The organism is Luteimonas chenhongjianii (assembly GCF_002327105.1).
Taxonomy (GTDB): domain Bacteria; phylum Pseudomonadota; class Gammaproteobacteria; order Xanthomonadales; family Xanthomonadaceae; genus Luteimonas; species Luteimonas chenhongjianii.
Genome location: NZ_CP023406.1, coordinates 931805 through 955237, shown reverse-complemented (window position 1 = coordinate 955237; position 23433 = coordinate 931805). Strand labels below are relative to the sequence as shown.

16 protein-coding genes are annotated in these 23433 nt (G+C 69.5%); 8 read left to right on the top strand and 8 right to left on the bottom strand.

Translation table 11 applies throughout. The features are described 5' to 3' along the window. Positions 1-369 precede the first annotated feature (369 nt). On the bottom strand, positions 370-2133 hold the full coding sequence (gene rhlB / locus CNR27_RS04280) for an ATP-dependent RNA helicase RhlB (RefSeq protein ID WP_096297085.1): 1764 nt from the start codon (positions 2131-2133) through the stop codon (positions 370-372). Between the two features lie 201 nt (positions 2134-2334). Here rhlB and trxA point away from each other — a divergent pair, with 201 nt between their 5' ends. Continuing rightward, positions 2335-2661 carry a thioredoxin gene (gene trxA, locus CNR27_RS04275; protein WP_096297084.1) on the top strand — a complete coding sequence of 109 codons (327 nt, stop codon included), beginning with the start codon at positions 2335-2337 and terminating at the stop codon, positions 2659-2661. 207 nt (positions 2662-2868) lie between these two features. Next, entirely contained in the window at positions 2869-4680 is a 1812-nt protein-coding gene (rho, locus tag CNR27_RS04270; protein ID WP_096297083.1) for a transcription termination factor Rho, read from the top strand. 132 nt (positions 4681-4812) lie between these two features. Here rho and CNR27_RS04265 read toward each other — a convergent pair whose 3' ends face one another. The 5 genes from CNR27_RS04265 to CNR27_RS04245 form a co-directional block, all read right to left on the bottom strand. Then, positions 4813-5679 carry an energy transducer TonB gene (locus CNR27_RS04265; protein WP_157745256.1) on the bottom strand — a complete coding sequence of 289 codons (867 nt, stop codon included), beginning with the start codon at positions 5677-5679 and terminating at the stop codon, positions 4813-4815. 86 nt (positions 5680-5765) lie between these two features. Further along, positions 5766-9068, bottom strand: coding sequence for an ankyrin repeat domain-containing protein (locus tag CNR27_RS04260; RefSeq protein ID WP_096297081.1), 3303 nt, complete (start codon positions 9066-9068; stop codon positions 5766-5768). Next, positions 9061-9333 (bottom strand): YcgL domain-containing protein, encoded by a 273-nt coding sequence (locus CNR27_RS04255; protein ID WP_096297080.1) that lies wholly within the window; start codon positions 9331-9333, stop codon positions 9061-9063. Before CNR27_RS04255 ends, CNR27_RS04260 begins: the two co-directional genes overlap by 8 nt. A gap of 96 nt (positions 9334-9429) precedes the next feature. Next, positions 9430-10443: a cytochrome d ubiquinol oxidase subunit II gene (gene cydB / locus CNR27_RS04250; protein WP_096297079.1), complete on the bottom strand. Its 1014-nt coding sequence runs from the start codon at positions 10441-10443 to the stop codon at positions 9430-9432. Further along, on the bottom strand, positions 10443-11840 hold the full coding sequence (locus tag CNR27_RS04245) for a cytochrome ubiquinol oxidase subunit I (protein WP_096297078.1): 1398 nt from the start codon (positions 11838-11840) through the stop codon (positions 10443-10445). The genes cydB and CNR27_RS04245 overlap by 1 nt, the downstream gene beginning before the upstream one ends. 173 nt (positions 11841-12013) lie before the next feature. Here CNR27_RS04245 and CNR27_RS04240 point away from each other — a divergent pair, with 173 nt between their 5' ends. The 4 genes from CNR27_RS04240 to CNR27_RS04225 all read left to right on the top strand — a co-directional run bounded on the left by CNR27_RS04240 (position 12014) and on the right by CNR27_RS04225 (position 16641). After that, positions 12014-14383 (top strand): S9 family peptidase, encoded by a 2370-nt coding sequence (locus CNR27_RS04240; RefSeq protein WP_096297077.1) that lies wholly within the window; start codon positions 12014-12016, stop codon positions 14381-14383. Further along, the gene (locus CNR27_RS04235) at positions 14380-14856 is read left to right on the top strand and encodes a hypothetical protein (protein WP_096297076.1); all 477 of its coding nucleotides are present in this window, start codon (positions 14380-14382) and stop codon (positions 14854-14856) included. Before CNR27_RS04240 ends, CNR27_RS04235 begins: the two co-directional genes overlap by 4 nt. A gap of 191 nt (positions 14857-15047) precedes the next feature. Beyond that, positions 15048-15959 (top strand): oxygen-dependent coproporphyrinogen oxidase, encoded by a 912-nt coding sequence (hemF, locus tag CNR27_RS04230; protein ID WP_096297075.1) that lies wholly within the window; start codon positions 15048-15050, stop codon positions 15957-15959. Between the two features lie 22 nt (positions 15960-15981). Further along, positions 15982-16641, top strand: a complete 660-nt coding sequence (locus CNR27_RS04225) for an RluA family pseudouridine synthase (protein ID WP_096300279.1) — start codon at positions 15982-15984, stop codon at positions 16639-16641. Between the two features lie 341 nt (positions 16642-16982). Here the strand turns inward: CNR27_RS04225 and polA are convergent, their stop codons facing one another. Next, positions 16983-19715, bottom strand: coding sequence for a DNA polymerase I (polA, locus tag CNR27_RS04220; protein ID WP_096297074.1), 2733 nt, complete (start codon positions 19713-19715; stop codon positions 16983-16985). A gap of 105 nt (positions 19716-19820) precedes the next feature. Between polA and CNR27_RS04215 the strand changes: the two genes are divergently transcribed. Next, positions 19821-20114 (top strand): DUF2782 domain-containing protein, encoded by a 294-nt coding sequence (locus CNR27_RS04215; RefSeq protein ID WP_096297073.1) that lies wholly within the window; start codon positions 19821-19823, stop codon positions 20112-20114. 6 nt (positions 20115-20120) lie between these two features. After that, positions 20121-21161 (top strand): oxidoreductase, encoded by a 1041-nt coding sequence (locus CNR27_RS04210; protein WP_096297072.1) that lies wholly within the window; start codon positions 20121-20123, stop codon positions 21159-21161. A 63-nt stretch (positions 21162-21224) separates the two neighbouring features. Here the strand turns inward: CNR27_RS04210 and CNR27_RS04205 are convergent, their stop codons facing one another. Beyond that, entirely contained in the window at positions 21225-23306 is a 2082-nt protein-coding gene (locus CNR27_RS04205) for a S46 family peptidase (RefSeq protein WP_096297071.1), read from the bottom strand. Between the last annotated feature and the right edge of the window lie 127 nt (positions 23307-23433).

The window sequence follows — 23433 nt, the reverse complement described above, 5'->3', positions numbered from 1 at the left end:
GGCAGCGACGCGCATCGCCGGGCGGGTGCGGGCGAGCGGCCCGACCACGCCCATGCGCCAGCGCCCTCGGGAAGACAGCGTTGCGCTCCATGCGGGAGCGCGGCATGCGGTATCGAGTGCGAAGTTCGCGCATCGCGCCGGCCCCGCAGCGCCAGGCCCGGACTGCCGTGGCCGCGCTGCTGGCGGCGCTGCCGTTCCGGGGGCCGCAAGCGCGGCCATGGCCCGCCTGCGGGTGCGACCGCCGAGCGCGGCATCGGGTGGAGTCACCGGCGCACGTTCCCGCGCTGCTCGGTGACCCGCGCGGAACCCCCCGCACGAAAAAGCCCCGCCGGAGCGGGGCTTTTTCTTCGACGGCCAGGCGACGCCGGATCAGCGCGTGTCGCCACCTGAGACCAGACGACGCAGCCCGCGACCGATGCGGCTGAGCAGCGATGGCGCCATGTCGGCCTTCGGCGTGGTCGTCGCCGGCCGCTGGGTCGGACGCACTTCACGCGGACCCTTGCCGGCATCGCCACGCGGCTTCGCCGGCGCTTCGGCGGCTGCGGCCACACCGGGCTGCGGCGCGGGCGCACCCTCGACCTTCTTGCCGCCACGCCGGCGGCGCGGCTTGCGCGGCGGACGCGATTCGTCCGGCGTCGCCTGGGCGACTGCAGCCGCGGCATCGATGACGGGCGCCGCTGCTGCGGCCGGCGCAGCGGGCGCAGCCTCGGCTGCGGCGTCTTCAGGCCGGCGACGCGGCTTGCGCGGTCCGCGCTCGCCACGGCCCTCGCTGCCCGCCGCGCGCGCGCCGGGACCACTGCGGCCGCCACCGGCACCGCGGCCGCCGCCAGCACTGCGACCGCCACCACGCTTGGCATCCTCGACCGCGCGGGCCTCGCGCACTTCCTTGAAGATCTCGCCGATGCTCTCGCCGTCCTCGGGATCGAGTTCGACGCCCTCGCGCGGCTTGCGCGGCAACGCGGTCAGCAACTCCGCGGTGACCGGCTCCACCGGGATCTTCTGTTCGATGTAGGCCTCGATCTCGGGCAGGCTCTGCGCATAGCGCTCGCAGGCGAAGCTGATCGCGTCACCCTCGGCGCCCAGGCGCGCGGTGCGGCCGATGCGGTGCACGTAGTCCTCGGCATCGAACGGCAGGTCGTAGTTGAAGACATGGCTGACGCCGTCGATGTGCAGGCCGCGGGCGGCGACATCGGTGGCCACCAGCAGTTCGAGCTGGCCGGCCTGGAACTTCTTCAGCAGGCTCTCGCGCTTCTTCTGCGGCACATCGCCAGACAGCACGCCGACGCGGTAGCCGGCCTTCTCCAGCGCCCGCGCGACCCGCTCGATGAACGCCTTGGTATTGACGAACACCATCGTGCGCGCACCCTCGCTGCGCGAGAGCAGGCCCAGCAGAAGCTGCAGCTTCTCGTCGTCGGCGGGGAAGTACATCACCTGCCGGACCTTGGCATTGGTGATGAACTCGCTTTCGACGACCAGCTTCTCCGGCTCGTTCATGTGCTCGTAGGCGAGCTCGAGCACGCGGTGGCTCAGCGTCGCCGAGAACAGCAGCGTCTGCCGCTCGGTACGGATCGGCATGCGCCGCAGCAGGAAGCGGATGTCCTTGATGAAACCGAGGTCGAACATGCGGTCGGCTTCGTCGAGCACGCAGATCTCGCAGGCGTGCAGGCTGACGACCTTGTGCTGCTTGACGTAGTCGATCAGACGGCCGGGGGTCGCGATGATGACGTCGGCGCCCTCGGTGAGGATCTGCCGCTGCTTGTCGTAGTCCACGCCGCCGTAGACCAGGGCGAACTTCAACCCGAGGTGGCTGCCGAACTTCACCGCGTCCTTGTGGATCTGGATGGCGAGTTCGCGGGTCGGCGCGAGGATCAGCGCGCGCGGGTCTTCCGGCTTGCGGTCGGCCAGCGCCGGCTTCGACAACAGCCGGTTGATCACGGCGACCAGGAACGCCAGGGTCTTGCCGGTGCCGGTCTGGGCCTGGCCGGCGACGTCGCGGCCGGCGAGCGCCAGCGGCAGCGTCAGCGCCTGGATCGGCGTGCAGCGGGTGAACCCGGCCTCTTCCAGCCCGGCAAGCAACGCCGGATGCAGGTCGAAGGACGAGAAGGTGATGTCGGTAAGAGGCTTGTCGCTCATGCGTAGGAAGGTGTCCGGGGCGTCGCCGACTGGAGGGCGCCGCGTGCTTGCGTGGGAGGCAGTCGCGACGGCAGACTGCCTGGGCGCAGGACGCTATGCCGTCCCGCAGGAGCGCCACCTTGATTCCGGTCGGCGATTCCCCATTTTACATCCATCCCGGCCCCGCTGCTTCAAGCGGGCGCCCAGCCACCGGAGACCCCCGTGACCGAAGCCGTCATCCATGCCAGCGATTCAGATTTCGAAGCCACCGTGCTGCAGTCCGACGTGCCGGTGCTGGTCGATTTCTGGGCGCCGTGGTGTGGCCCCTGCAAGATGATCGCCCCGGCGCTCGACGAGCTGGCGGGCGATTACGCCGGCCGCGCCAAGGTGGTGAAGGTGGACGTGGACCAGAACCAGGCCACCGCGCTGAAGTATCACGTGCGCTCCATCCCGATGCTGCTCCTGTTCAAGGACGGTCAGGTCCAGGCGACCCAGATCGGCGCCGTCGGCAAGCCACAGCTTGCCCAGATGATCGACAAGGCGCTCTGAGTCCGTTCCAACTGTCGGCGGACCCTGCAAGGGCGATGCCGACTGAACCGACCGTGCGGCGCCCGCTTGCCGCCGGTCGGGCGCAGTGCTAGGTTTGCGCTCCTCCGGCGTGCCATCGGCCCGCCGCACCCATCTGACGTCACTCCAGACCGTCCATCTTCCGCCACCGCCCGTCCCGGGCGCTCGCACCGAGCGAGGATTTTCCGCTTGTCCGACAATACTTCCGATCCCGGCACGCCCGAGGGCGACACCGCGGTGAAGCGCGTGCGTAAGCCGCGCGTGGCCAAGAAGGCCGCCGATTCCGCACCATCCGACAGCCAGTCGCAGTTGCCGCTGGCCACCCAGGACGCCCCGGCGCCCAGGCCTGCGGCGATCAGTGCGCCTCCGCCCCGGGACGCCGCACCACAGCCCGAAACGCCACGTGCCGACCCGCCCCGGGCGAGCGGTGAGTCCGGCCAGGGCAACGGCGACGCCCAGCGCGGCAACCCGGGCAGCCCCGGCAATGGTCAGCCCAATGGCGGTCAGCACAACGCCCAGCAGGGCGGTGAACCGCGCCAGCAGGGTGGCGGCCAGCAGAACCAGAACCGCGGCAACAACAACGGCAACAACAACGATCAGGGCGGCAACAACCGCCGCGACCGCTTCAAGAACCGGCGCGACCGTCCCCGCGGCGGTGGCCGCGACGACGGCCTGCCGCAGGACGGCGGCAACGACCACGTCCAGCGCCTGCCGCCACCGAACATCCCGGAAGGCTTCCCGCAGTACACGCTGAGCGATCTGAAGCAGATGCCGGCGCACAAGCTGCTCGACATCGCCGACCAGCTGGCGATCGAAGGCGTGGCCCGCGCGCGCAAGCAGGACGTGATCTTCGGCCTGCTCAAGGTCCTGACCCGCCACGGCGAAGGTGTCGTCGCTGACGGCGTGCTCGAGATCCTGCCCGACGGCTACGGCTTCCTGCGCGCGGCCGAGGCGAGCTATCTCGCCGGCCCCGATGACGTCTACATCTCGCCCAGCCAGATCCGCCGCTTCAACCTGCGCACCGGCGACCATCTGCTGGGCCGCATCCGCTGGCCCAAGGATGGCGAGCGCTACTTCGCGCTGTCGGTCGTCGACACGATCAACGGCGAGCCGCCGGAAGCCAGCAAGGGCAAGGTGCTGTTCGAGAACCTGACCCCGCTGTTCCCGCGCAAGCGCTTCAAGCTCGAGCGTGGCGACGGGTCCAGCGAGGACATCGCCGGCCGCATCCTCGACCTGATGGCACCGCAGGGCAAGGGCCAGCGCGCCCTGATCGTTTCGCCGCCGAAGGCCGGCAAGACGATGATGATGCAGCAGATCGCCAGCGCGATTACCTACAACCATCCCGACGTGCACATGATCGTGCTGCTGATCGACGAGCGGCCCGAAGAAGTGACCGAGATGCAGCGCACCGTGCGCGGCGAAGTCATTTCCTCGACGTTCGACGAGCCGGCCGCGCGCCATGTGCAGGTCGCCGAGATGGTGATCGAACGCGCCAAGCGCCTGGTCGAGCACAAGAAGGATGTCGTCATCCTGCTCGACTCGATCACCCGCCTCGCCCGCGCCTACAACAACGTGGTGCCGAGCTCGGGCAAGGTCCTGACCGGCGGCGTCGACGCCAACGCGATGCACCGCCCCAAGCGCTTCTTCGGCGCGGCGCGCAACGTCGAGGAAGGCGGCTCGCTGACCATCATCGCCACTGCCCTGGTCGACACCGGCAGCGCGATGGACAAGGTGATCTACGAAGAGTTCAAGGGCACCGGCAACTCGGAAGTGCACCTCGACCGCCGCATCACCGAGAAGCGCGTCTACCCGGCGATCAACGTCAACCAGTCGGGCACCCGCCGCGAGGATTACCTCATCGAGCCGGACCTGCTGCAGCGCATCTGGATCCTGCGCAAGCTCCTCCACCCGATGGACGAAATCGCCGCGATGGAGTTCCTGCTCGACAAGATGAAGAGCACGAAGTCCAACGACGAATTCTTCTCGTCGATGAAGCGCTGACGAAGCGTCGTCCAGGAAAAAGCCCCGCATCGCGGGGCTTTTTTTCGACTGCCGGCCGGGCGACGGGGCCCGATACTGCCCGCCAAACAGCATCGGGATGTCGCGAGTGGAGCTCCCACCCGCGCTCCATGATCAGCCCTCGAGCGCCGTCAGCAGCTTGAAGCGCGAGGACTCGGGTGTCATGCCGCCGGCGACCAGTGTGTCGGGACTGAAGCCCAGAGGCGCGGGCGCCGCCCACGCCGGTCGCTGCACCGGACCCGGGTGATAGGCAATCCACTTGCCATGGGCGGTCTCTCCGCTGTTGTCCAGCCGGAAATCGACAGGCACGCGGACCACCCAGTAGTCGCGTCCGGCGGCTTCGCCCGCATCCGGCGGCGTGAAGACCCAATGCTTGCGGGCATTGTCCACGGCCGTCTTCGCCAGGGCGGTCCGGATCATCTCCATCTCCCGCGCGCTGCCCACTGCAGTGAGGTTGACCTGCTCGGCCACGACATCCATGGGCCTGCCATCACGGCCCACCTGGACCAGCAGGTAGACCGTCCCCTTGCCACCGATCTGCGCGATGTTCATTGGATAGCGCGGCGGACGCAGGTTCGACCGCCGCACGCTGGTGCGATCGCTGTCGGAGTATTCCTCGCCGAAATGCGCGCCCGCGATGCGGAGTTGCATATTGCCGTCGCCATCGCCGGTCGGCTTGGCCACCAGCCGTATGCTCATCTTCGCCCGTGCGAGCACCGGGGCGCCGTCAACGAGGATCGGTTCGAAACGCAGCGCCGGGAGGGCGCGCTCGACCAGGTCGATGACGTAGGGCGGTAGCTTGTCAGGCCGGTCGAGGACGTGCGCGCTGACCCGGCCATCGCGATCGATGTCGACGTGGCCGGTGACCAGCATGCTGGCCTCGACTTGCTGGCGCGCCTGGCGCGCGTTCTGGGCGTCGGCGACGGGCGCGGCGGCGGCAAGAAATGCGATGCCGAGCAAGGCGGAGAGAGTTCGGTGCATGGGTGCGTCCTGCAGGTGACCGGACCTCGACTGTGCCGGCCCGGCCCCTGTCCGGCAAGCCCCGGGCTTGCCGGCCGGCGCCTGGCTCAGCGCTGCTCGCGCAGGAACCGGGCCATCGACACGCCATCCCCTGCCTGGGGCGGGGTGAATTCCGCCGCCACGTCGATGAAGCCGCGCATCACCGCGATCTCGCGCGGGGTGCGGTTGAGCGTGTCGCGCAGGTCCGGGTCGGCACCCGCCCTGAGCAGCCGGCGCGCGATGCGCAACTGGCCGTGCAGGCCCGACAGGTGCAGGGGACCGAAGCCGCGCTGGTCGCGCGATTCGAGCGAGACGCCTTCGTCGAGCAGATGTTCCATCGCCGCCAGCACCACGTCCTCGTCACAGGCAGTGCCGGGCTCGGCGCGGGCGCCGAGCAGCAGCAGCAGCGGCGTCACCCCGCCGGCGGCCGGCGCATCGACCTCGGCACCTGCCAGAAGCAGGGTGTCGAACAGGGCGAGCAGGCGAGGCCGATCGCGCGAGGTGAAGCCGTAGAGCGCCGCGCAGTGCAGTGCAGTGAGGCCCTGGGCGTCGGTGGCATGGATGTCGGCGCCCGCGGTCAAAAGACGCCCGGCCAGATCCGGCAGGCCCAGTGCCGCCGCGAGCATCAGCACGCTGACCTCGCCCGGCAGACGATGGTCGAGCGAGGCACCCGCTTCGAGGAGACGGTCGACGACGTCGGCATGACGCATGCTGACCGCCGCCGACAGCGGCGTCGCCCCCGACTGCGCGGGACGCGCGGGATCGGCGCCGCGCGCCAGCAGCAGGTCGACGACGGCGCGGTGCCCGCCACCGGCAGCGCGCAGCAGCGCCGTGCAGCCCTGCCCATCGGCGGTATCGACCGGGAATCCCAGATCGAGCAGCCGACGCACTGCATCGGCGTCGCCAGAGCTGGCGGCGACCGGCAGGTCCGTCGGCTCCAGCGCACGGCCCGGCAGTTTCCAGCCCCGCCAGTCGAGCCAGTCGGCGAGATCACGGCGACCGGCCGACAGGGCCACGCCCAGCGGCGTCTGGCCGTCGGCAGCGCAGGCCACCGGCGAGGCGCCGTGGCGGATCAGCACCTTCAGCGCACCTTCGCGTCCCAGCGCGGCAGCCAGATGCAGGGCGGTCATGCCGCGGCTGTCGCGCAGGTCGAGGTCGACGCCGTGACAGACCAGGCGTTCGATCAGATGCAGCCAACCCAGTCGGACCGCCAGCGCCAGCGGCGGATCGCCATTGGGCGCGGCCGCGTAGGGATCCGCGCCGCGCGCCAGCAGATCCAGCGCGAAGCTCTCGAACGCGCGCCCGGCCTGGTCGTCCTCGACGCAGGCGGCGAGATAGCGGGCGAGATTGCCGGCGCCGCCCGGGGACGCGCCGTGACGCAGCAACGCCTGGAGGATGGGCAGCACGGTCGGCGCCGAGGACAGCAGCGCGCACAGCGGCGGCCGGCCCTCGGCATCGGCCACTTCGACGTCGGCGCCCTGCGCGAGCAGCCACTCGATGCGCGCGAGCGAAGGCGGCATTTCCGGGTCGAGCAACAAGCCGCCCAGATCGCGCGGGCCGAGCAGACGCAGCACCGGGCCCTGGTCCTCGAAGCGGCCCTCGCGCAGGCTCGCGCGCAGCAACAGCACCGGCGTGCGATCGCCGCCCGGGGCGAGATCATCGTCATCGTCGAGACCGAGATTCGCCGGCAACGGATAGTCGGGGTCGAGCAGGCGCACGAGCGTCCAGCGTCCGGTCTCGGCAGCGCGGTCGACCGGCTTGCGCCCGTCCCCATCGACCACGTCGGCCGGCACCCCCAGATCCAGCAACCGCTGCACCAGGGCTGCCGACGGCAGCTCTGCCGAGCAGGCCAGCATCAGCGCGTTGCGGCCGGCGATGTCGACCGCGGCGACGTCGGCGCCCGCAGCCAGCAGCGCATCGAGCGCCGCCATGCGTCCGCCGCGCGCGGCTTCCAGCAGCGGCGTGCGGCCGTCGCTGTCACGCCCGCGCACGTCGGCGCCAGCGGCGAGCAGGGCCGCGAGGATGTCGGCGTGGCCATGGAAGGCCGCCACGTGCAGTGCGCTGCGGCGCTGCGCATCGCGCGCGTCCACGCGCGCCTTGTGGCGGATCAGCAACTGCACGCCAGCGGCGTCGTCCTCGTCGCCGCCGGCCGCGGCCAGCAGCGCGGGGGTACCGCCCTCGCTCTCCGCTCGGGCTCCTCGCTCGAGCAGGAATTTCGCCAGCCGCCAGTTGCCCACCGCGCAGGCCATGCCGAGCGGGGTCAGACCGTCGTGGTTGCAGGCCTCGAGCTCGGCGGCCGCATCGCGCAGCAGCGCGGCGACACCCGGATCGGAGCTGCGCGCCGCCAGATGCAGGGGTGTGTTGCCCTCGTGATCGACGATGCGCGGATCGGCGCCGTTCGCCAGCAGGGTCATCACCGCATCCGGGCGACCGTGCCAGCTGTCGCGGGTCGCGGCCAGCAGTGGCGTCATGCCGGCATGGGCGGCGTTGACGTCGACGCCCGCTGCGATCAGCGCCCGCAGCAGGCGCAGGTCGGGCAGCACCGCCGCGAGCACGGCCAGGCTGCGCTGGTCGCGATCGCCGGGTTCCGGCAATGCACGGACATCGGCGCCCGCTTCGATCAGCGCCAGCGCGCGATCCACGCGCCCGGCGCGCGCGGCAGCATAGAGCGCGACGTCGGGCGCGGCGTCGAGCGGAGCTTCGGTCAGCGCCGCCGCCGGATCGCCCGGCATCTCGATGATCGGCATCGCCAACGCGGCGGGCGGGGCCAGCCCTTGCAGGACTGCATGCAGGCCGCCCCAGGCCACGATGGAGAAGACCGCAAGGCCGATCCGCGGACCGATACCGCCGGGCGGCAGCCACGCCGGCGCGAGCACCAGCGCCACGATGGCGGCGACGCAGAGCGCAGCGCCGACGCCGCGCCAGTGGCTGGTGTCGCGTTCGGCCAGGGTGCGCCAGTGCACGCGCAGATCGCCGCCATCGCGCTCGAGCGCGTGCCACAGCGGCCAGGTGCGCCAGAACGCGATGACCGCAAGGCCCGCGGCCACGCTCAGCACCAGCACCGCGCCGAGTTGTCCGCCCTGGCGCAGGGCCGAGAGCGGCCAGACGATCAGGGCCGCGGTCATCACCGTCGCGCCGCTCCACGCGACCGCGAGCGAGACCAGGTCGGTCTGCAGCGCGGGGCCGGGCGGAGCCGCGCGCGTCCGCAGCGCGCGGACGAACAATGCGAATGCCGGCTGCGCGAGCGCACCGGCCAATGCGGCGACCGGGCCGCCCACGACGGTCAGCGCGGCCAGCGCCAGGCCGGCCAGGAACACGAGACTCAGGGGTCGACCGGTGACGGACGAGAAACGCTGGGTCGACTCAGGCATCGGTGCCCCAGTCCTCCGTCAGCGGATCCATCAGCCCACGCGGCGGCATCTGCAGATGGAATCCCTGGGTGCGCAGGCGCTCGCGTACGGTCGAAGCGTCCTCGCGGGCGAGCCTGCGCTCGGGCGTGAGGGCGACATCCAGCACGAAGCTCAACGTGCCCAACTGCTCGCGTACTGCATCGGGCAGGACGTCGAACGCGTCGCGCTTGGCGAGGTACACGTAGGTGTCCGCCTTGCGCTGGCTTTTGTAGACGTAGGCGTGCATGGGCGAAGACCGCGGAAACACACGGGATTGTGCGGCATTCGCGCGACCTTGGGTATGGCGGGGACCGGGCTGCGGCGCGCGGCGATGACGCGGGGTTCAGTGATAGCCGGCGTCGGCGGCCACCTTGCCGCGGAAGACGCGGTATGACCACGCCGTGTAGCCGAGGACCAGCGGCAGCAGCACCACCAGCCCCGCGAGCACGAAGCCCTGCGACGAGGGCGGCGACGCCGCCTCCCAGATGCTCAGCGACGGCGGCACGATGTTGGGCCAGATCCCCAGCACCAGGCCGGCGAAGCCAAGGCCGAAGAAACTCAGCGTCAGCAGAAACGGGCGCGCGTCGCGGCCTTCGCGCATCGCCGCGCGCCACAGCCAGACCGCATTGACCAGCGCCAGCATCGGCACCGGCGACAACCACCAGAAGTTCCCGTCCTCGAACCAGCGCGCCATGATCCGCGAGTCGAGGAACGGCAGCCACGCGCTGACCAGGCCCATGAACGCCGCGACGACCATCACCAGCGGCCGCGTGAGCGTGCGGGCGATCAGCTGGAGCCGGCCCTCGGTCTTGAGGATCAACCAGGTGCTGCCGAGCAACGCATACCCGAACACCACCGCCACACCGGTCAGCATCGAGAACGGACTGAACCAGTCGAGCGCGCCGCCTGCGTACTTGCCCTCCTCGAGCGGCATGCCCTCGACCAGCGCACCGAGGATCACGCCCTGCGCGAACGCCGTGAGCAGTGAGCCCACCGCGAACGCCGCGCCCCAGAAGCGCTTGCCGCGCCGGGCCTTGAAGCGGAATTCGAACGCGACGCCGCGGAACACCAGCGCGATCAGCATCAGCAGCACCGGCAGGTACAGCGCCGACAGCACGATCGCGTAGGCGCGCGGGAATGCCGCCAGCAGACCGGCGCCGCCCAGCACCAGCCAGGTCTCGTTGCCGTCCCAGATGGGCGCAGCGGTGGTCATCATGTGGTCGAGCTGGCTGCCGTCCTCGGCGAAGGGCGCCAGCACGCCCAGCCCCAGCACGAAACCGTCGAGCAGCACGTACATCAGTACGCCGAATCCGATCACGCCGAACCAGACCACCGGCAGCACGGTCGCCATGTCCATCAGTCGTCTCCCACCGGACCGTCGGCGGCGGAGATCGGCCGCGCCGGTGTTCGCTCGCCCTCGTCGGAGTCCGGGCCGTCATCGAAGGGCTGCGGGCCCTTGCGGATCATCTTCAGGATGTAGCCGCCGCCCGCGCCGAACACCACGGCATACGCCAGCAGGAAGGCGCCCAGCGAGACGATCACACTGGTGTGGTCGATGTCGCTGACCGCGTCCGCAGTGCGCAGCAGGCCCTGGATCACCCAGGGCTGGCGGCCCATCTCGACGACCACCCAGCCGGCCAGCACCGCGATGAAGCCACTCGGCGCCATCAGCCGCCAGGCGTTGAGCAGCCAGGTCGACTCGAACAGCCACCGGCGCCGCCATGCCCACAGCGAGACCACGCTCAGCGCGAGCATCGCCAGGCCGATGGCGACCATGATCCGGAACGCATAGAAGACCGGCGCGACCGGCGGCCGCTCGTCGCGCGGCACGGCGGTCAGCGGCGTGATCGTCCCGTCCCAGCTATGGGTGAGGATGAGGCTCCCGAGCCGCGGGATCGCGAACTCGAAGTCGTTGCGTTCCGCTTTCGCATCGGGCACCGCGAACACCACCAGCGGTACGCCCTGGCCCGGCGCGCTTTCGTGCCAGTGCCCCTCCATCGCCGCGAGCTTGATCGGCTGGACCTCGGCGGTATTGAGGCCATGCAGGTCACCGACGACGATCTGCACCGGCACGGTGATCGCGGCGAACGCGACGGCCAGCTTGAGCATCCGTCTGGCGCCATCGACATGTTCGCCGCGGCGCAGGTACCACGCCGCGACGCCCCCGATGACGAAGCAGGTGGTGATGAACGCCGCCAGCACCATGTGCGTCAGCCGGTACGGAAACGAGGGATTGAAGATGATCGACATCCAGTCGGCAGGCTGGAACACGCCGTCGATCAGCGCATAGCCGTCTGGCGTATGCAGCCAGCTGTTGGCCGAGAGGATCCAGAACGTCGAGATCACGGTGCCCAGCGCGACCAGGAAGGTCGACAGGAAATGCAGTTTCTCCGACACCCGGCCCCAGCCGAACAGCATCACACCGAGGAAACCCGCCTCGAGGAAGAACGCCGTCAGCACCTCGTAGCTCAGCAGCGGCCCGAGGATGTTTCCGGCCGCGATGCTCAGCGCCGACCAGTTGGTGCCGAACTGGAAGCTCATGACGATGCCCGACACCACGCCCATGCCGAACGACACGGCGAAGATCCGCATCCAGAAGAAATAGAGCTCGCGCCAGACCGGATCGCGTGTCCGCAGCCACCGCCATTCCAGGAACGCCAGCCAACTCGACAACCCGATCGTGAATGCGGGGAACAGCACATGGAACGAAACCACGAAGCCGAACTGGATCCGCGACAGCAGCAACGCGTCCAATGTGGTCGTCTCCGATCATCGCGAACCAACGGGAGTCTGCGGCGCTCCTCGTGAAACGGGCGTGCGACCCGACGTGCATGCGACACCCGATCGCGCCACCGTGACCTTCGCCAGTGCTGGGGCCATGCCGGCGGCCGGTACACTCCGCGGTCCTTTCGTCCTGGAACCGCCGAATGCGTCGACTGCCGCTGAGCTGGGTGCTCGCCTGCGCCCTCGTGTCCCCTCTCGCCCTTGCGCAACCGGCGCAGCCGCTGACGATGGAGCGGATCATGGCCGATCCTGACTGGATCGGCGCCCCAGTTGAGCGTACGTGGTGGCGCTGGGACGGCCAGGCGGCGTACTACGCGCAAAAGCGGGAAGGCAGCAATGTCCGCGACACCTGGATGCAGCCGCTCACCGGCGGCGCCGCCACGCGTGTCGAGGACGGTGCGCGCGCCGAAATCGACGGCCAGGGCCCCATCTCCGATGCGACCGGCACGCGCATGGCCTTCCTGCGCAACGGCGACCTGTTCGTGCGCGACCTGCGTACCGGCGCGCTGACCCAGATCACCCGCACCGACGCGCAGGAGGCCCAGCCGCAGTGGACCCCGGCCGGCGGGCTGGTGTGGCGCACCGGCAACGACTGGTTCGGCTGGGACGCGCAGCGTGGCACCGCCCAGCTCGCGAGCCTCAAGGCCGAGGACGATCCCACGAAGCCGCCGAAGGCCGACGATCTGCGTGAGCGCCAGCTGCGCATGATCGAGACCCTGCGGGTCGAACGCGACCGCCGCGAGGAATTGCGCAGCCAGAACGAGGCCTGGCGCCGCGGCGATGCCACGCGCGCGCCCGGCCCGGTGTTCCTCGGCAGGGACGTGACGATTGCCGGCAGCGCGCTGTCTCCTGCCGGCGACCGGATGATCGTGGTCACCACCGCCAAGAGCGGCAACGCGGGGCAGGACGGCAAGATGCCCAGGTACGTGACCGAGTCGGGCTATGAGGAATTCGAGGACGTCCGCACGCGCGTGGGCCGCAACGATCCGCTGCCGCATACGCTGTGGCTGGTGGATGTGGCCAGCGGCCAGGTCCGCGAGCTCAAGACCGATGCCCTGCCCGGCATCGCCAGCGACCCGCTGGCCGATCTGCGCCGCGCCGCCGGCAAGGATGCGCTCAAGGGCAACCGCCCGGTGCGCCTGGAACTCGATGGCCGCGGCGGCGGGGGCGGGGCGATCCGCTGGAGCGATGACGGCCGCAACGTCGCGCTGTCGATCCACTCGGTCGACAACAAGGACCGCTGGCTGGCCACGGTCGACCTCGCGAACGCCTCGCTGCAGAACCGCGACCGCCTGAGCGACCAGGCGTGGATCAACTGGGACTTCAACGAGTTCGGCTGGCTGCCCGACAACCGCACGTTGTGGTTCCTGTCCGAGGCCACCGGCTATTCGCACCTCTATCTCAACGACGGCAGCCGCTCGCGCGCGCTCACGTCCGGCAACTGGGAGGTGTCCTCGCCGGTGATGTCACGCGACGGCACGCGCTTCTTCTTCATGTGCAACCGCCAGTGGCCGGGCCGCTATGACGTCTGCAGCGCCTCCGGCGGCAGCGTCGCCGAGGTCACCAATGTCGGCAACGTCGACGACTTCGCCCTCTCGCCGGACGAGACCCGACTGCTGCTGCGCACATCCAGCAGCTACACGCCGCAGCAGCTTGCCGTCGCCGACGTCGCGGGTGGCCAGGTGCGCGTGCTCACCGACACCCGCAGCGCCGAGTACAAGGCCTACGACTGGCTGCAGCCCGAGTACGTCCAGATCCCGTCCAAGCACGGCGCCGGCACCGTCTGGGGCAAGTTCTACGGCCCCAGGACCTACGAGCCCGGCCGCAAGTACCCGGTCGTGCTGTTCGTCCATGGCGCCGGTTACCTGCAGAACGTGCACGAGCGTTATCCGAACTACTTCCGCGAGCAGATGTTCCACAACCTGCTGGTGCAGCAGGGCTACATCGTGCTGGACCTCGATTTCCGCGCCTCCAGCGGCTACGGCCGCGACTGGCGCACGGCGATCTACCGGCAGATGGGCCACCCGGAACTCGAGGACTATCTCGACGGCATCGACTGGCTGGTCGACAACCACCAGGCCGATCGCGACCGCGTGGGCATCTACGGCGGCAGCTATGGCGGCTTCATGACCTTCATGGCGCTGTTCCGCGAGCCGGGCAAGTTCAAGGCGGGCGCGGCGTTGCGTCCGGTAACGGACTGGTCGCAGTACAACCACGCCTACACCGCCAATATCCTCAACACGCCGGACATCGATCCCGAGGCTTATCTGAAGTCCTCGCCGATGGAATACGCCGACCGCCTGCAGGACAACCTGCTGATCGCGCACGGCATGATCGACGACAACGTGTTCTATCGCGACTCGGTGATGATGTCCCAGCGCCTGATCGAGCTGCGCAAGGACAAGTGGGAACTGGCGAGCTATCCGCTCGAGCGTCATGCCTACCAGCATCCCGCCTCCTGGTACGACCAGTACCGCCGCATCCATGAGCTGTTCGAGCGCACGCTGAAATGACCGCGCCCGGCGCCCTGCCGGCGGTGGAGCTGCTGCGGCCGGCGCCGTGGAAGATGCTCGCGCTGCTGGCGATCAGCGCCGGCCTGGTCTGGGTTGCGGTCGGTCTCGCCGACCGCAGTCCGATGATCGCGTGGACCTGCGGTGGCTTTTTCGCGCTGTGCGGCCTCGTGGCGGCGGTGTCTCTGGTCCCGGGCGCCAATCACCTGCGGCTCGATGCGAACGGCATCGAGCTGCGCGCGTTGTTCCGGGTCACCCGCTGGCACTGGCGCGATATCGTGCGTTTCGGCCCCACGCGGGTCGGCCTGCACACGGTGGTCGGCATCGACTTCGCCGACCACGTCGATGCCGCGGGGCGGGTGCGACGCGTCAACCGCGGCCTGACCGGTTTCGATGGCGCGTTGCCCGACACCTACGGCCAGCGCGCCGCCGTACTGGCCGCGCGGCTCGATGCCTGGCGCCAGGCCTACAGCTGACACCAGGTCCTGCAGCCGGCGCTGCGCCGCCGACGCGACCGATCGCTCCCCGCTGCGACGCCCCGATGCTTCCACGGCCCCACGGGACCTGCGTGCTGGCGCCCGCCCGGGCGCGGGCGCCCACCGGAGACGCCGTGCTTGCATTGACCACGATCAATGTTGCCGCGTACGCGCCGCCTACAATGCGTGGCATGAACGATTTCGACACCATCCGCGATTACCTCACCGGCCTGCAGGACCGGATCTGCCAGGCCATCGAGGGCGCCGACGGACGCGCCCGCTTCACCGAGGACCTGTGGGAGCGTGCCGAAGGCGGCGGCGGCCGCACCCGCGTCCTGCGCGATGGGGCGGTCTTCGAACAGGCAGGCATCGGCTTTTCCGACGTCTCCGGCGCGGCATTGCCGCCTTCGGCGAGCGCCAACCGCCCCGAGCTCGCCGGCGCTTCATGGCGCGCCTGCGGCGTGTCGCTGGTGTTCCACCCCCGCAACCCCTACCTGCCGACCACCCACGCCAACGTGCGCCATTTCCGCGCGATGCGCGATGGCGAGACCGTGGCCTCGTGGTTCGGTGGCGGCTTCGACCTGACCCCGTTCTATCCGGTCGACGAGGACGTGCTGCACTGGCACCGCACCGCACGGGAGCTGTGCGAGCCTTTCGGCGGACAGGCGCGCTACGAGGCTCACAAGCAATGGTGCGACGAGTATTTCTTCCTCAGGCACCGCAACGAGACGCGCGGTGTCGGCGGCCTGTTCTTCGACGACCTGCACGGTGATTTCGACCAGGACTTCGCATATATGCGCGCGGTCGGTGACGGATTCCTCGATGCCTACCTGCCGATCGTCGCGCGCCGCAAGGACATGACGTATGGCGAGCGCGAACGCGAATTCCAGCTCTACCGGCGCGGCCGCTATGTCGAGTTCAACCTGGTCTACGACCGTGGAACCCTGTTCGGGCTGCAGTCGGGCGGCCGCGCCGAATCGATCCTGATGAGCCTGCCGCCGCGCGTGCGCTGGGAATACGGCTTCACGCCCGAGGCCGGCAGCGACGAGGCACGCCTCGCCGCCTACCTGCATCCGCGCGACTGGCTGTCCGAACTCGCCTGAGCCGGTGACCGCCGGAGTCGACATGCGTTCGGAGGTCGCGCCCGGCGGCCTGCACGTACTGCATGTGGATGCGCACCTGCTGGCCTTCGACAAGCCCGGCGGCCTGCTGTCGGTGCCCGGCCGCGGCGCCGACAAGCAGGACTGCCTCGCCGCACGGGTGCTCGCGCAATGGCCCGACGCACGGGTCGTCCACCGCCTGGACCAGGCGACCTCGGGCGTCATCGTGTTCGCACGTGGGCCGGACATGCAGCGCAGGCTCGGCGCGGCCTTCGAACAGCGGCGCATCGACAAGGCCTACATCGCCATCGTCGACGGCTGGCTGGCCGAGGCCGCCGGCCTGATCGACCTGCCCGTAGGGGCCGACTGGCCGAACCGGCCGCGACAGGCGGTCGACCAGCTGAACGGCAAACCGGCGCGTACCCGGTGGCGCCTCTTGGAGCACCTGCTGGCCGCCGATGACGCCCCCTGCACGCGTCTGGCCCTGGCGCCGGAGACAGGCCGCACCCACCAGTTGCGTGTTCACTTGCAGGCGGTCGGCCACCCTATCCTGGGCGACACCCTGTATGCGCCTCCCGAGACGACCGCCCGCGCACACCGCCTGCTGCTGCACGCCGAGGCACTGGTCTTCGATCATCCGCACACCGGGGAGCGCTTGCGCATCGCGTCGAGCGCACCGTTCTGACGCAGAGGTCCAGCCTCCTGGCAGTCGCACCGGTGCTATTCAAACGTCGTGTCCCGGTGTGCTTCGGAGGCCCGCCTCGAATCGCGGACATAAAAAAGCCCCGCAGGCAGGGGGGGCCTACGGGGCTCGGGAACCGGGCGCGGGGAGACGCCTGATGGTTCCGGCGATCGCTCCAGGGGAGGAAGCGATCTGCGACAGACCTTGCATCTGTCGAGGGACATAAGACCATTTGGCAGATGGATGGATCGTGAAGGATCCGGTTAATTTTCCGTTGGATTCAGGGGCCATTTAGAAGGCTGCGGCCAGCACCCGGCTGCGGCCAGACTCGGCAAATCCGCCGGTCAATGTGCCTCGTCCCAGTTGTCGCCGACGCCGCTGTCGACGACAAGCGGCACCCGCAGATCCGCCGCCCCGGTCATCAGTTCGACGACCTGGGTACGCAACGTTTCCACGAAGTCGAGATCGGACTCGAAAACAAGTTCGTCATGCACCTGCAGGATCATCTTGGCACGCGCCGCGTGTGCGGCGATCCAGCCGTCCACGCGGATCATCGCCCGCTTGATGATGTCGGCCGCCGTGCCCTGCATCGGTGCGTTGATCGCCGCACGCTCGGCGCCGGCGCGCTGCGAGGCGTTGCCCTTCTGGATGAAGTCGAGGGTCAGGCGACGGCCGAACACGGTTTCGACGTAACCGCACTCGCGCGCCTGCTGACGGGTGCGTTCCATGAAATCGCGCACCCCGGGATAGCGCGAGAAGTACAGCGCGATGTAGTCCTGCGCCTCGCCGCGGCTGATGCCGAGGTTGCGCGCCAGGCCGAACGCGCTCATGCCGTACATCAGCCCGAAGTTGATGGCCTTCGCCGCGCGGCGCTCATTGATCGTGACTTCGTCGAGCGGGCGGCCGAAGACTTCGGCGGCAGTGGCGCGATGGACGTCCACGCCGGATTCGAAGGCCCGGACCAGGCCGGGATCCTCCGACAGGTGGGCCATGATCCGCAGCTCGATCTGCGAGTAGTCACAGGCGATCAGCTTGCGGCCGGGCGGGGCGACGAAGGCGCGGCGGATGCGGCGACCGTCGTCGGTGCGGATCGGGATGTTCTGCAGGTTGGGATCGCTCGACGACAATCGGCCCGTAGCGGCGCCCGCCTGGTGGTAGCTGGTGTGCACGCGCCCGGTGGTGGCGTTGACCATTTCCGGAAGCTTGTCGGTATAGGTGCTGCGCAGCTTGGCGAGGCCGCGGTATTCGAGGATCACGCGCGGCAGTTCGTGCTGGTCGGCGATCGCTTCGAGCGCTTCTTCGTTGGTGCTCGGCTGACCCTTGGGCGTCTTGACCACGGCGGGCAGGCCCAGTTCCTCGAACAGCAGCGCGCAGAGTTGCTTGGGCGAATCGAGATTGAAGGCGCGGCCGGCGAGTTCGGTGGCCTTCTGCTGGGCGGCGAGCATGCGCCGCGACAGGTCGGCGCTCTGCCTGCGCAGTTCTTCGCCATCGACCATGACCCCATTGGCTTCGATGCGCGCGAGCACCGGCACCAGCGGAATCTCGATCTCGCCGTACACGCGGGCGAGCCCCGGATCGGCCTCGACGCGTGGCTTGAGAACGCGGTGCAGCCGCAGGGTGATATCGGCATCCTCGGCGGCATATCGCGTCGCGTCGTCGATCGCGACCTGGGCGAACGAGATCTGCTTGGCACCCTTGCCGGCGACGTCCTCGAACTTGATCGTGTCGCGGCCGAGATGGCGCCGGGCCAGCGAATCGAGATCGTGGCGGGCAATGCCCGCATCCAGCACGAAGCTCTCCAGCAGGGTGTCGTCGGCGTAGCCGCGCAACTCGACGCCGTGCCGGCGCAGGACATGGATGTCGTATTTGCCGTGCTGGCCGAGCTTGCGCTTGCCCGGATCCTCGAGCAGCGGGCGCAGCGCGTCGAGCACTTCGGCGCGGTCGAGCTGCTGCGGAGCACCGGGATAATCGTGGGCGACCGGGATGTAGGCGGCGCGACCGGGCTCCACCGCCACGCTCAGGCCGACGAGGCCGGAGCGCATGGCGTCGAGCGCATCGGTCTCGGTATCCAGCGCGAACTCGTCGGCCGCCTGCAGCTGCTGGACCCAGGCATCGAGACGCTCTCGTGTGGTCACGGTCTCGTACTCGCCGTCCCCCGACAGCGCGGGATCGAGCGATGCAGGCGCCGACAGCGGCGCCGCCGCCGCGATGGCGGGCGCCGAAGCGGCCGTCCCACCGTCGAGGTCGCGCAGCGCCTGGTTGAATCCGTAGCGCGCGTACAGCACGCGCAAGGCGTCGGTATCGCGCTCGCGCAACACCAGGGATTCTGCCGTGCAGTCGAGTTCGACACCGGTCTTGATCGTCGCCAGCTCGCGGCTCAGGGGCAGCTGCCCGAGCACCTCGCGCAGGTTCTCGCCGATCTTGCCCTTGATGTTGCCCGCGTTCGCGATCACGCCATCGAGCGATTCGTATTCGACCAGCCACTTGGCCGCGGTCTTCGGCCCGCACTTGGCCACGCCGGGGATGTTGTCGATGCTGTCGCCCATCAGGGCGAGCAGGTCGGCGATCTGGTCCGGGCGGACGCCGAACTTGTCGACCACGCTCTGCTCGCTGTCCATGCGGCTGCCGCTCATCGTATTGACGAGCGTGATGCGCGGACGCACGAGCTGGGCGAAGTCCTTGTCGCCGGTCGAGATGGTGACGTCGATGCCGGCCTCGCTCGCCTGCAGTGCCAGGGTGCCGATGACATCGTCGGCCTCGACGCCCCCGATGCGCAGGATCGGAAAGCCCAGCGCCTCGACGATCGTGCACATGGGCTCGACCTGCGCGCGCAGTTCGTCGGGCATCGGCGGGCGATTGGCCTTGTAGGCGGCGTAGAGGTCGTCGCGGAACGTGCGGCCGGGCGCGTCGACGACAAAGGCGGCGAAGTCCGGCGCTTCCTTGATCGTGGCCCGCAGCATGTTGACGATGCCGAACAATGCGCCGGTGGGCTCGCCTTGCGCATTGGTGAGAGGTGGCAGCGCGTGGAAGGCGCGATACAGGTACGAGGACCCGTCGATCAGGATGAGGCGTTTCATGATGCGATTCTACCGCCGCACCCCGCCCGCCCCGTGAGACGCATCACTGCGATGCGACCGCCTGCCCCGCATACTGCCCGCCCACCGATTGCGCCGGAGACCGTCATGCACCGCTTCCGCACCGCCCTGCTCGCTGCTGCCCTGTGCGGCCTGACCGCTTGTGCGACGACCGGCGACGGCCTGCCTGAAGGCATTCCGGCCGATGCCGAGCAGGTGACCCGCAGGGAAGCCAATGGCGACCAGATCACCGAATACCGGATCGCGGGCCAGCTGCGCGCCGTGCAGGTCGTGCCCTCGCGCGGTCCGACCTATTACCTGTACGACCGCGACGGCGACGGCAGCATCGACAACGAAGGCGACGACGTGCCGCAGACCTATTACCGCCTCTTCAGCTGGTAGCACAGGGTGGAGGACGGCCTGCAGGTGGCGCTGGTCGGCTACGGCCTCGCCGGGCGGGTCTTCCACGCGCCGCTGATCGAGGCGACACCGGGCCTGCGGCTGCATACCGTAGTGTCGAGCAACGCCGACAAGGTCCATGCGGATTTCGCAGATGCCCGGGTCGCCGCCGATCCCGGGATGGCCTTCGCCGACCCTGCAATCGACCTCGCGGTGATCGCGTCGCCGAACCACACGCATGCGCCACTGGCGATCGCCGCGCTCGCCGCTGGTCGTCATGTGGTGGTCGACAAGCCGTTCGCGCTGGATCTCGACGAGGCCCGCGCGATGGCTGCAGCCGCGCGGCGTGCCGACCGCCTGCTCACCGTGTTCCACAACCGGCGCTGGGATGCGGATTTCCTGGCGCTGCGTGCGCTGGTCGCCGCAGGCGCGCTCGGCGATATCGCCGAGCTGCATTCGCATTTCGACCGCTTCCGGCCGCAGGTGGTCGATCGCTGGCGCGAACGCCCCGGCCCCGGCGCGGGGCTATGGCTCGACCTGGGCCCGCATCTCGTCGATCAGGCCCTGCAGTTGTTCGGCCTGCCCGATGCGGTGCAGGCCGATATCGCGATCCAGCGCGAATCGGCCGAGGTCGATGATTTCTTCCACGTGGTGCTGCGCTATGCGCGCCTGCGCGTGGTGCTGCATGCCGGCGCCCTGGTGCTCGGCGCCGGACTGCGCTTCGCGGTGCACGGCACACGCGGCAGCTGGTTCAAGCACGGGCTCGATCCGCAGGAAGCCGCGCTGCGGACAGGGGCGATTCCAACCGGCGATGGCTGGGGCGTCGACACGGCGCCGGGACGACTGCTGCAGGTGGACGCCGAAGGCACACTTCGGGAGATGCCATCGCCCGCGCCGGCCGGCGACTACCCCGCGTTCTACGCCGGGGTCCGCGATGCGATCAGCTCTGGCGCCGCGCCGCCGGTGACGCTCGACGAATCGCTCGCCGTGATGCGGGTGCTGCAGGCGGGGCACGACAGCGCTGCGAGTGGGCGGGTCGTCAGACCCTAGGGCGGAAACAGCGACGGCGCCCCGCAAACCAGGGCGCCGTCGCAGAGCCGCGAAGTCGAATGCTTACTTCTGCAGCAGTTCCTCCACCAGCGCATCCGCCCCGTACACCGACTTCAGCGACTCGATGATCGCCGCGCTGTGCACCGAGACCGTGCGGTTGAGGCGCGGGTCGTACCAGAAGTTGCCGCCCAGCGAGTGGATGTTGCCGTCGAACGCCAGCCCGACGACCTCGGCATCGCGGTTGATGACCGGGCTGCCGGAATTGCCGCCGATGATGTCGTTGGTGCTGACGAAGTTGAACGGCGTGTCCTGGGCGATCCGGCCCTGGGCGTCCAGCCAACGCTTGGGCAGCGCGTAGGGTTCGGCGCCGGTGTTGCGGGCGAACACGCCGCCCATCGTCGTGAAGGGTTCGATCGGCTTGCCGTTTTCGTCCCAGCCGGCGACATCGCCGTAGGACAGGCGCAGCGTGAACGTCGCATCCGGATAGACCGTGGTGCCAAGCTTGTCGAAGCGCACCTTGGCGATCTGCGTGGCCGCGCGCGATTCGATCGACGACACTTCCGATTCTTGGCGCTTGCGCACCGCGCGGGCCGGCGCATCGACAATGCGAGCGAGGCGGATGAAGGGATCGTCCGAGGCCTCGATGGCCGCCGCGCCACCGTTCCAGAGACGCTCGCGCTCGGCGACATCGGCCAGGTTCGAACCTTCGACCAGTGCGGTGGCCACCTGCGCCGGCGACTGCGTGCCGAGTACGGCCTTGACCAGCGGGTCGTCGGTGCCCAGCAACTCGCGGAACTTGGTCAGCGACCACGTCAGCTTGGCGATCTCGTATTCCGGATAGACCGGCGCCTTGCTCAACAGTGTCTGCTGCAGGCGGCCCTGACCGGCCTCCTGGTACTCGGGCAGGCGCGACTCGTTGGGCTTGGCGCGCTCGTCAGCGCCCCGCACCAGGGTGCGCGCGATGCCGAACAGGCGCGAGTCGAAACCGCGGCCCTGCTCGAGCAGCATGTAGGGGACCGCCAACTGGCGCGCGGTGACCTGCGCGGCCTCGACCTCGTTCCACGGCGCGGCGTCGACGCCTTCGCGCAGGCGCGCTTCCTCGGCACGCTTGCCGGCGAAGACCTGCGGATCGAGCAGCGCCTGCAGCTGGCCGCGGACAACCTTGTAACTGTTGTCGGTGAAGGTGAGGTCCGACTGCGCCTGGCGCGCGGCCTCCTCGCTGCTGCGGCCGTACTGGCCGAGCATCGCCCGGCGTTCGGCCAGCCACAGCAGGGTGTTGATCAGACTGACGTCGCGCACGGTCTCGAGCTGCGCCACGGTGAGCTGGCGCTGGGTGCGACCGGGGTGGCCGGTGACCATGACCAGTTCGCCCGCCTCGGCGCCTTCGGGCTTGATCGTGAAGTGATGGTCGACCTGCGCCGGCTTGCCGTCCTCGTAGGCGCGCAGCAACGCCGCGTCGAGGTTGTAGCGCGGGAAGTTGAAATTGTCCGGATCGCCGCCGAAGAAACCGACCGAGTACTCGGGGCTGAACACCAGGCGCACGTCGGAATAGCGGTGGTAGCGATAGAGGTGCTGCTGGCCGCCGTTGTAGAGCTCGACCACATCGCAGCGCGTCTTCGCCTCGTCGTCGCCCACGCATTCCGACTCGATACGGCTCTTCTCGGCATTGCGGGCGTCCACGTAGGCCTGGCCCTGCTTGCCGGCGGCCGCGCTGGCCAGACGCCCGCTGACGTCGGTGATCTCGCGCAGCACGTTGAGTTCCTCGGCAGGACATTGCAGCTCCTCCTCGCGCGCCCGGGCGACAAAGCCGTCGTTCTGCAGGTCGCGCTCGGCCGAGGACAGACCCTGCACGCAGCCGACGACGCAGTGGGCGTTGGTGAGCACCAGGCCGTCCGGGGAGACGAACGACCCCGAACAACCGCCAGCCAGTCGCACCGAGGCCTGCATCGCATGGTCGATCCAGGCCTGGTCGGGCTTGAAGCCGTACTGCGACTGCAAGGCGGCCTTGGGCAGGTTGTCGAGCGTCCACATGCCTTCGTCGGCGAGGACCGCCGGTGCGCCGAGCAGGCCGCCGATGCACACGGCAAGCAGATGGCGGGAGCGGACGGGGCGCGATCGGGTGAACGCGGAAGCGGCAGGCGCCATGGGATCTCCAGTCGATGCGACCTCGACGCGGCCGCTGGGCCGCCAGCGTACGCCCGCCGAAGGCGCCTGCGAAGGCGGCAGCCCGGGCTCGCGGCCGGTTTGGCCGCAATTACCCCTTCACGTAGCA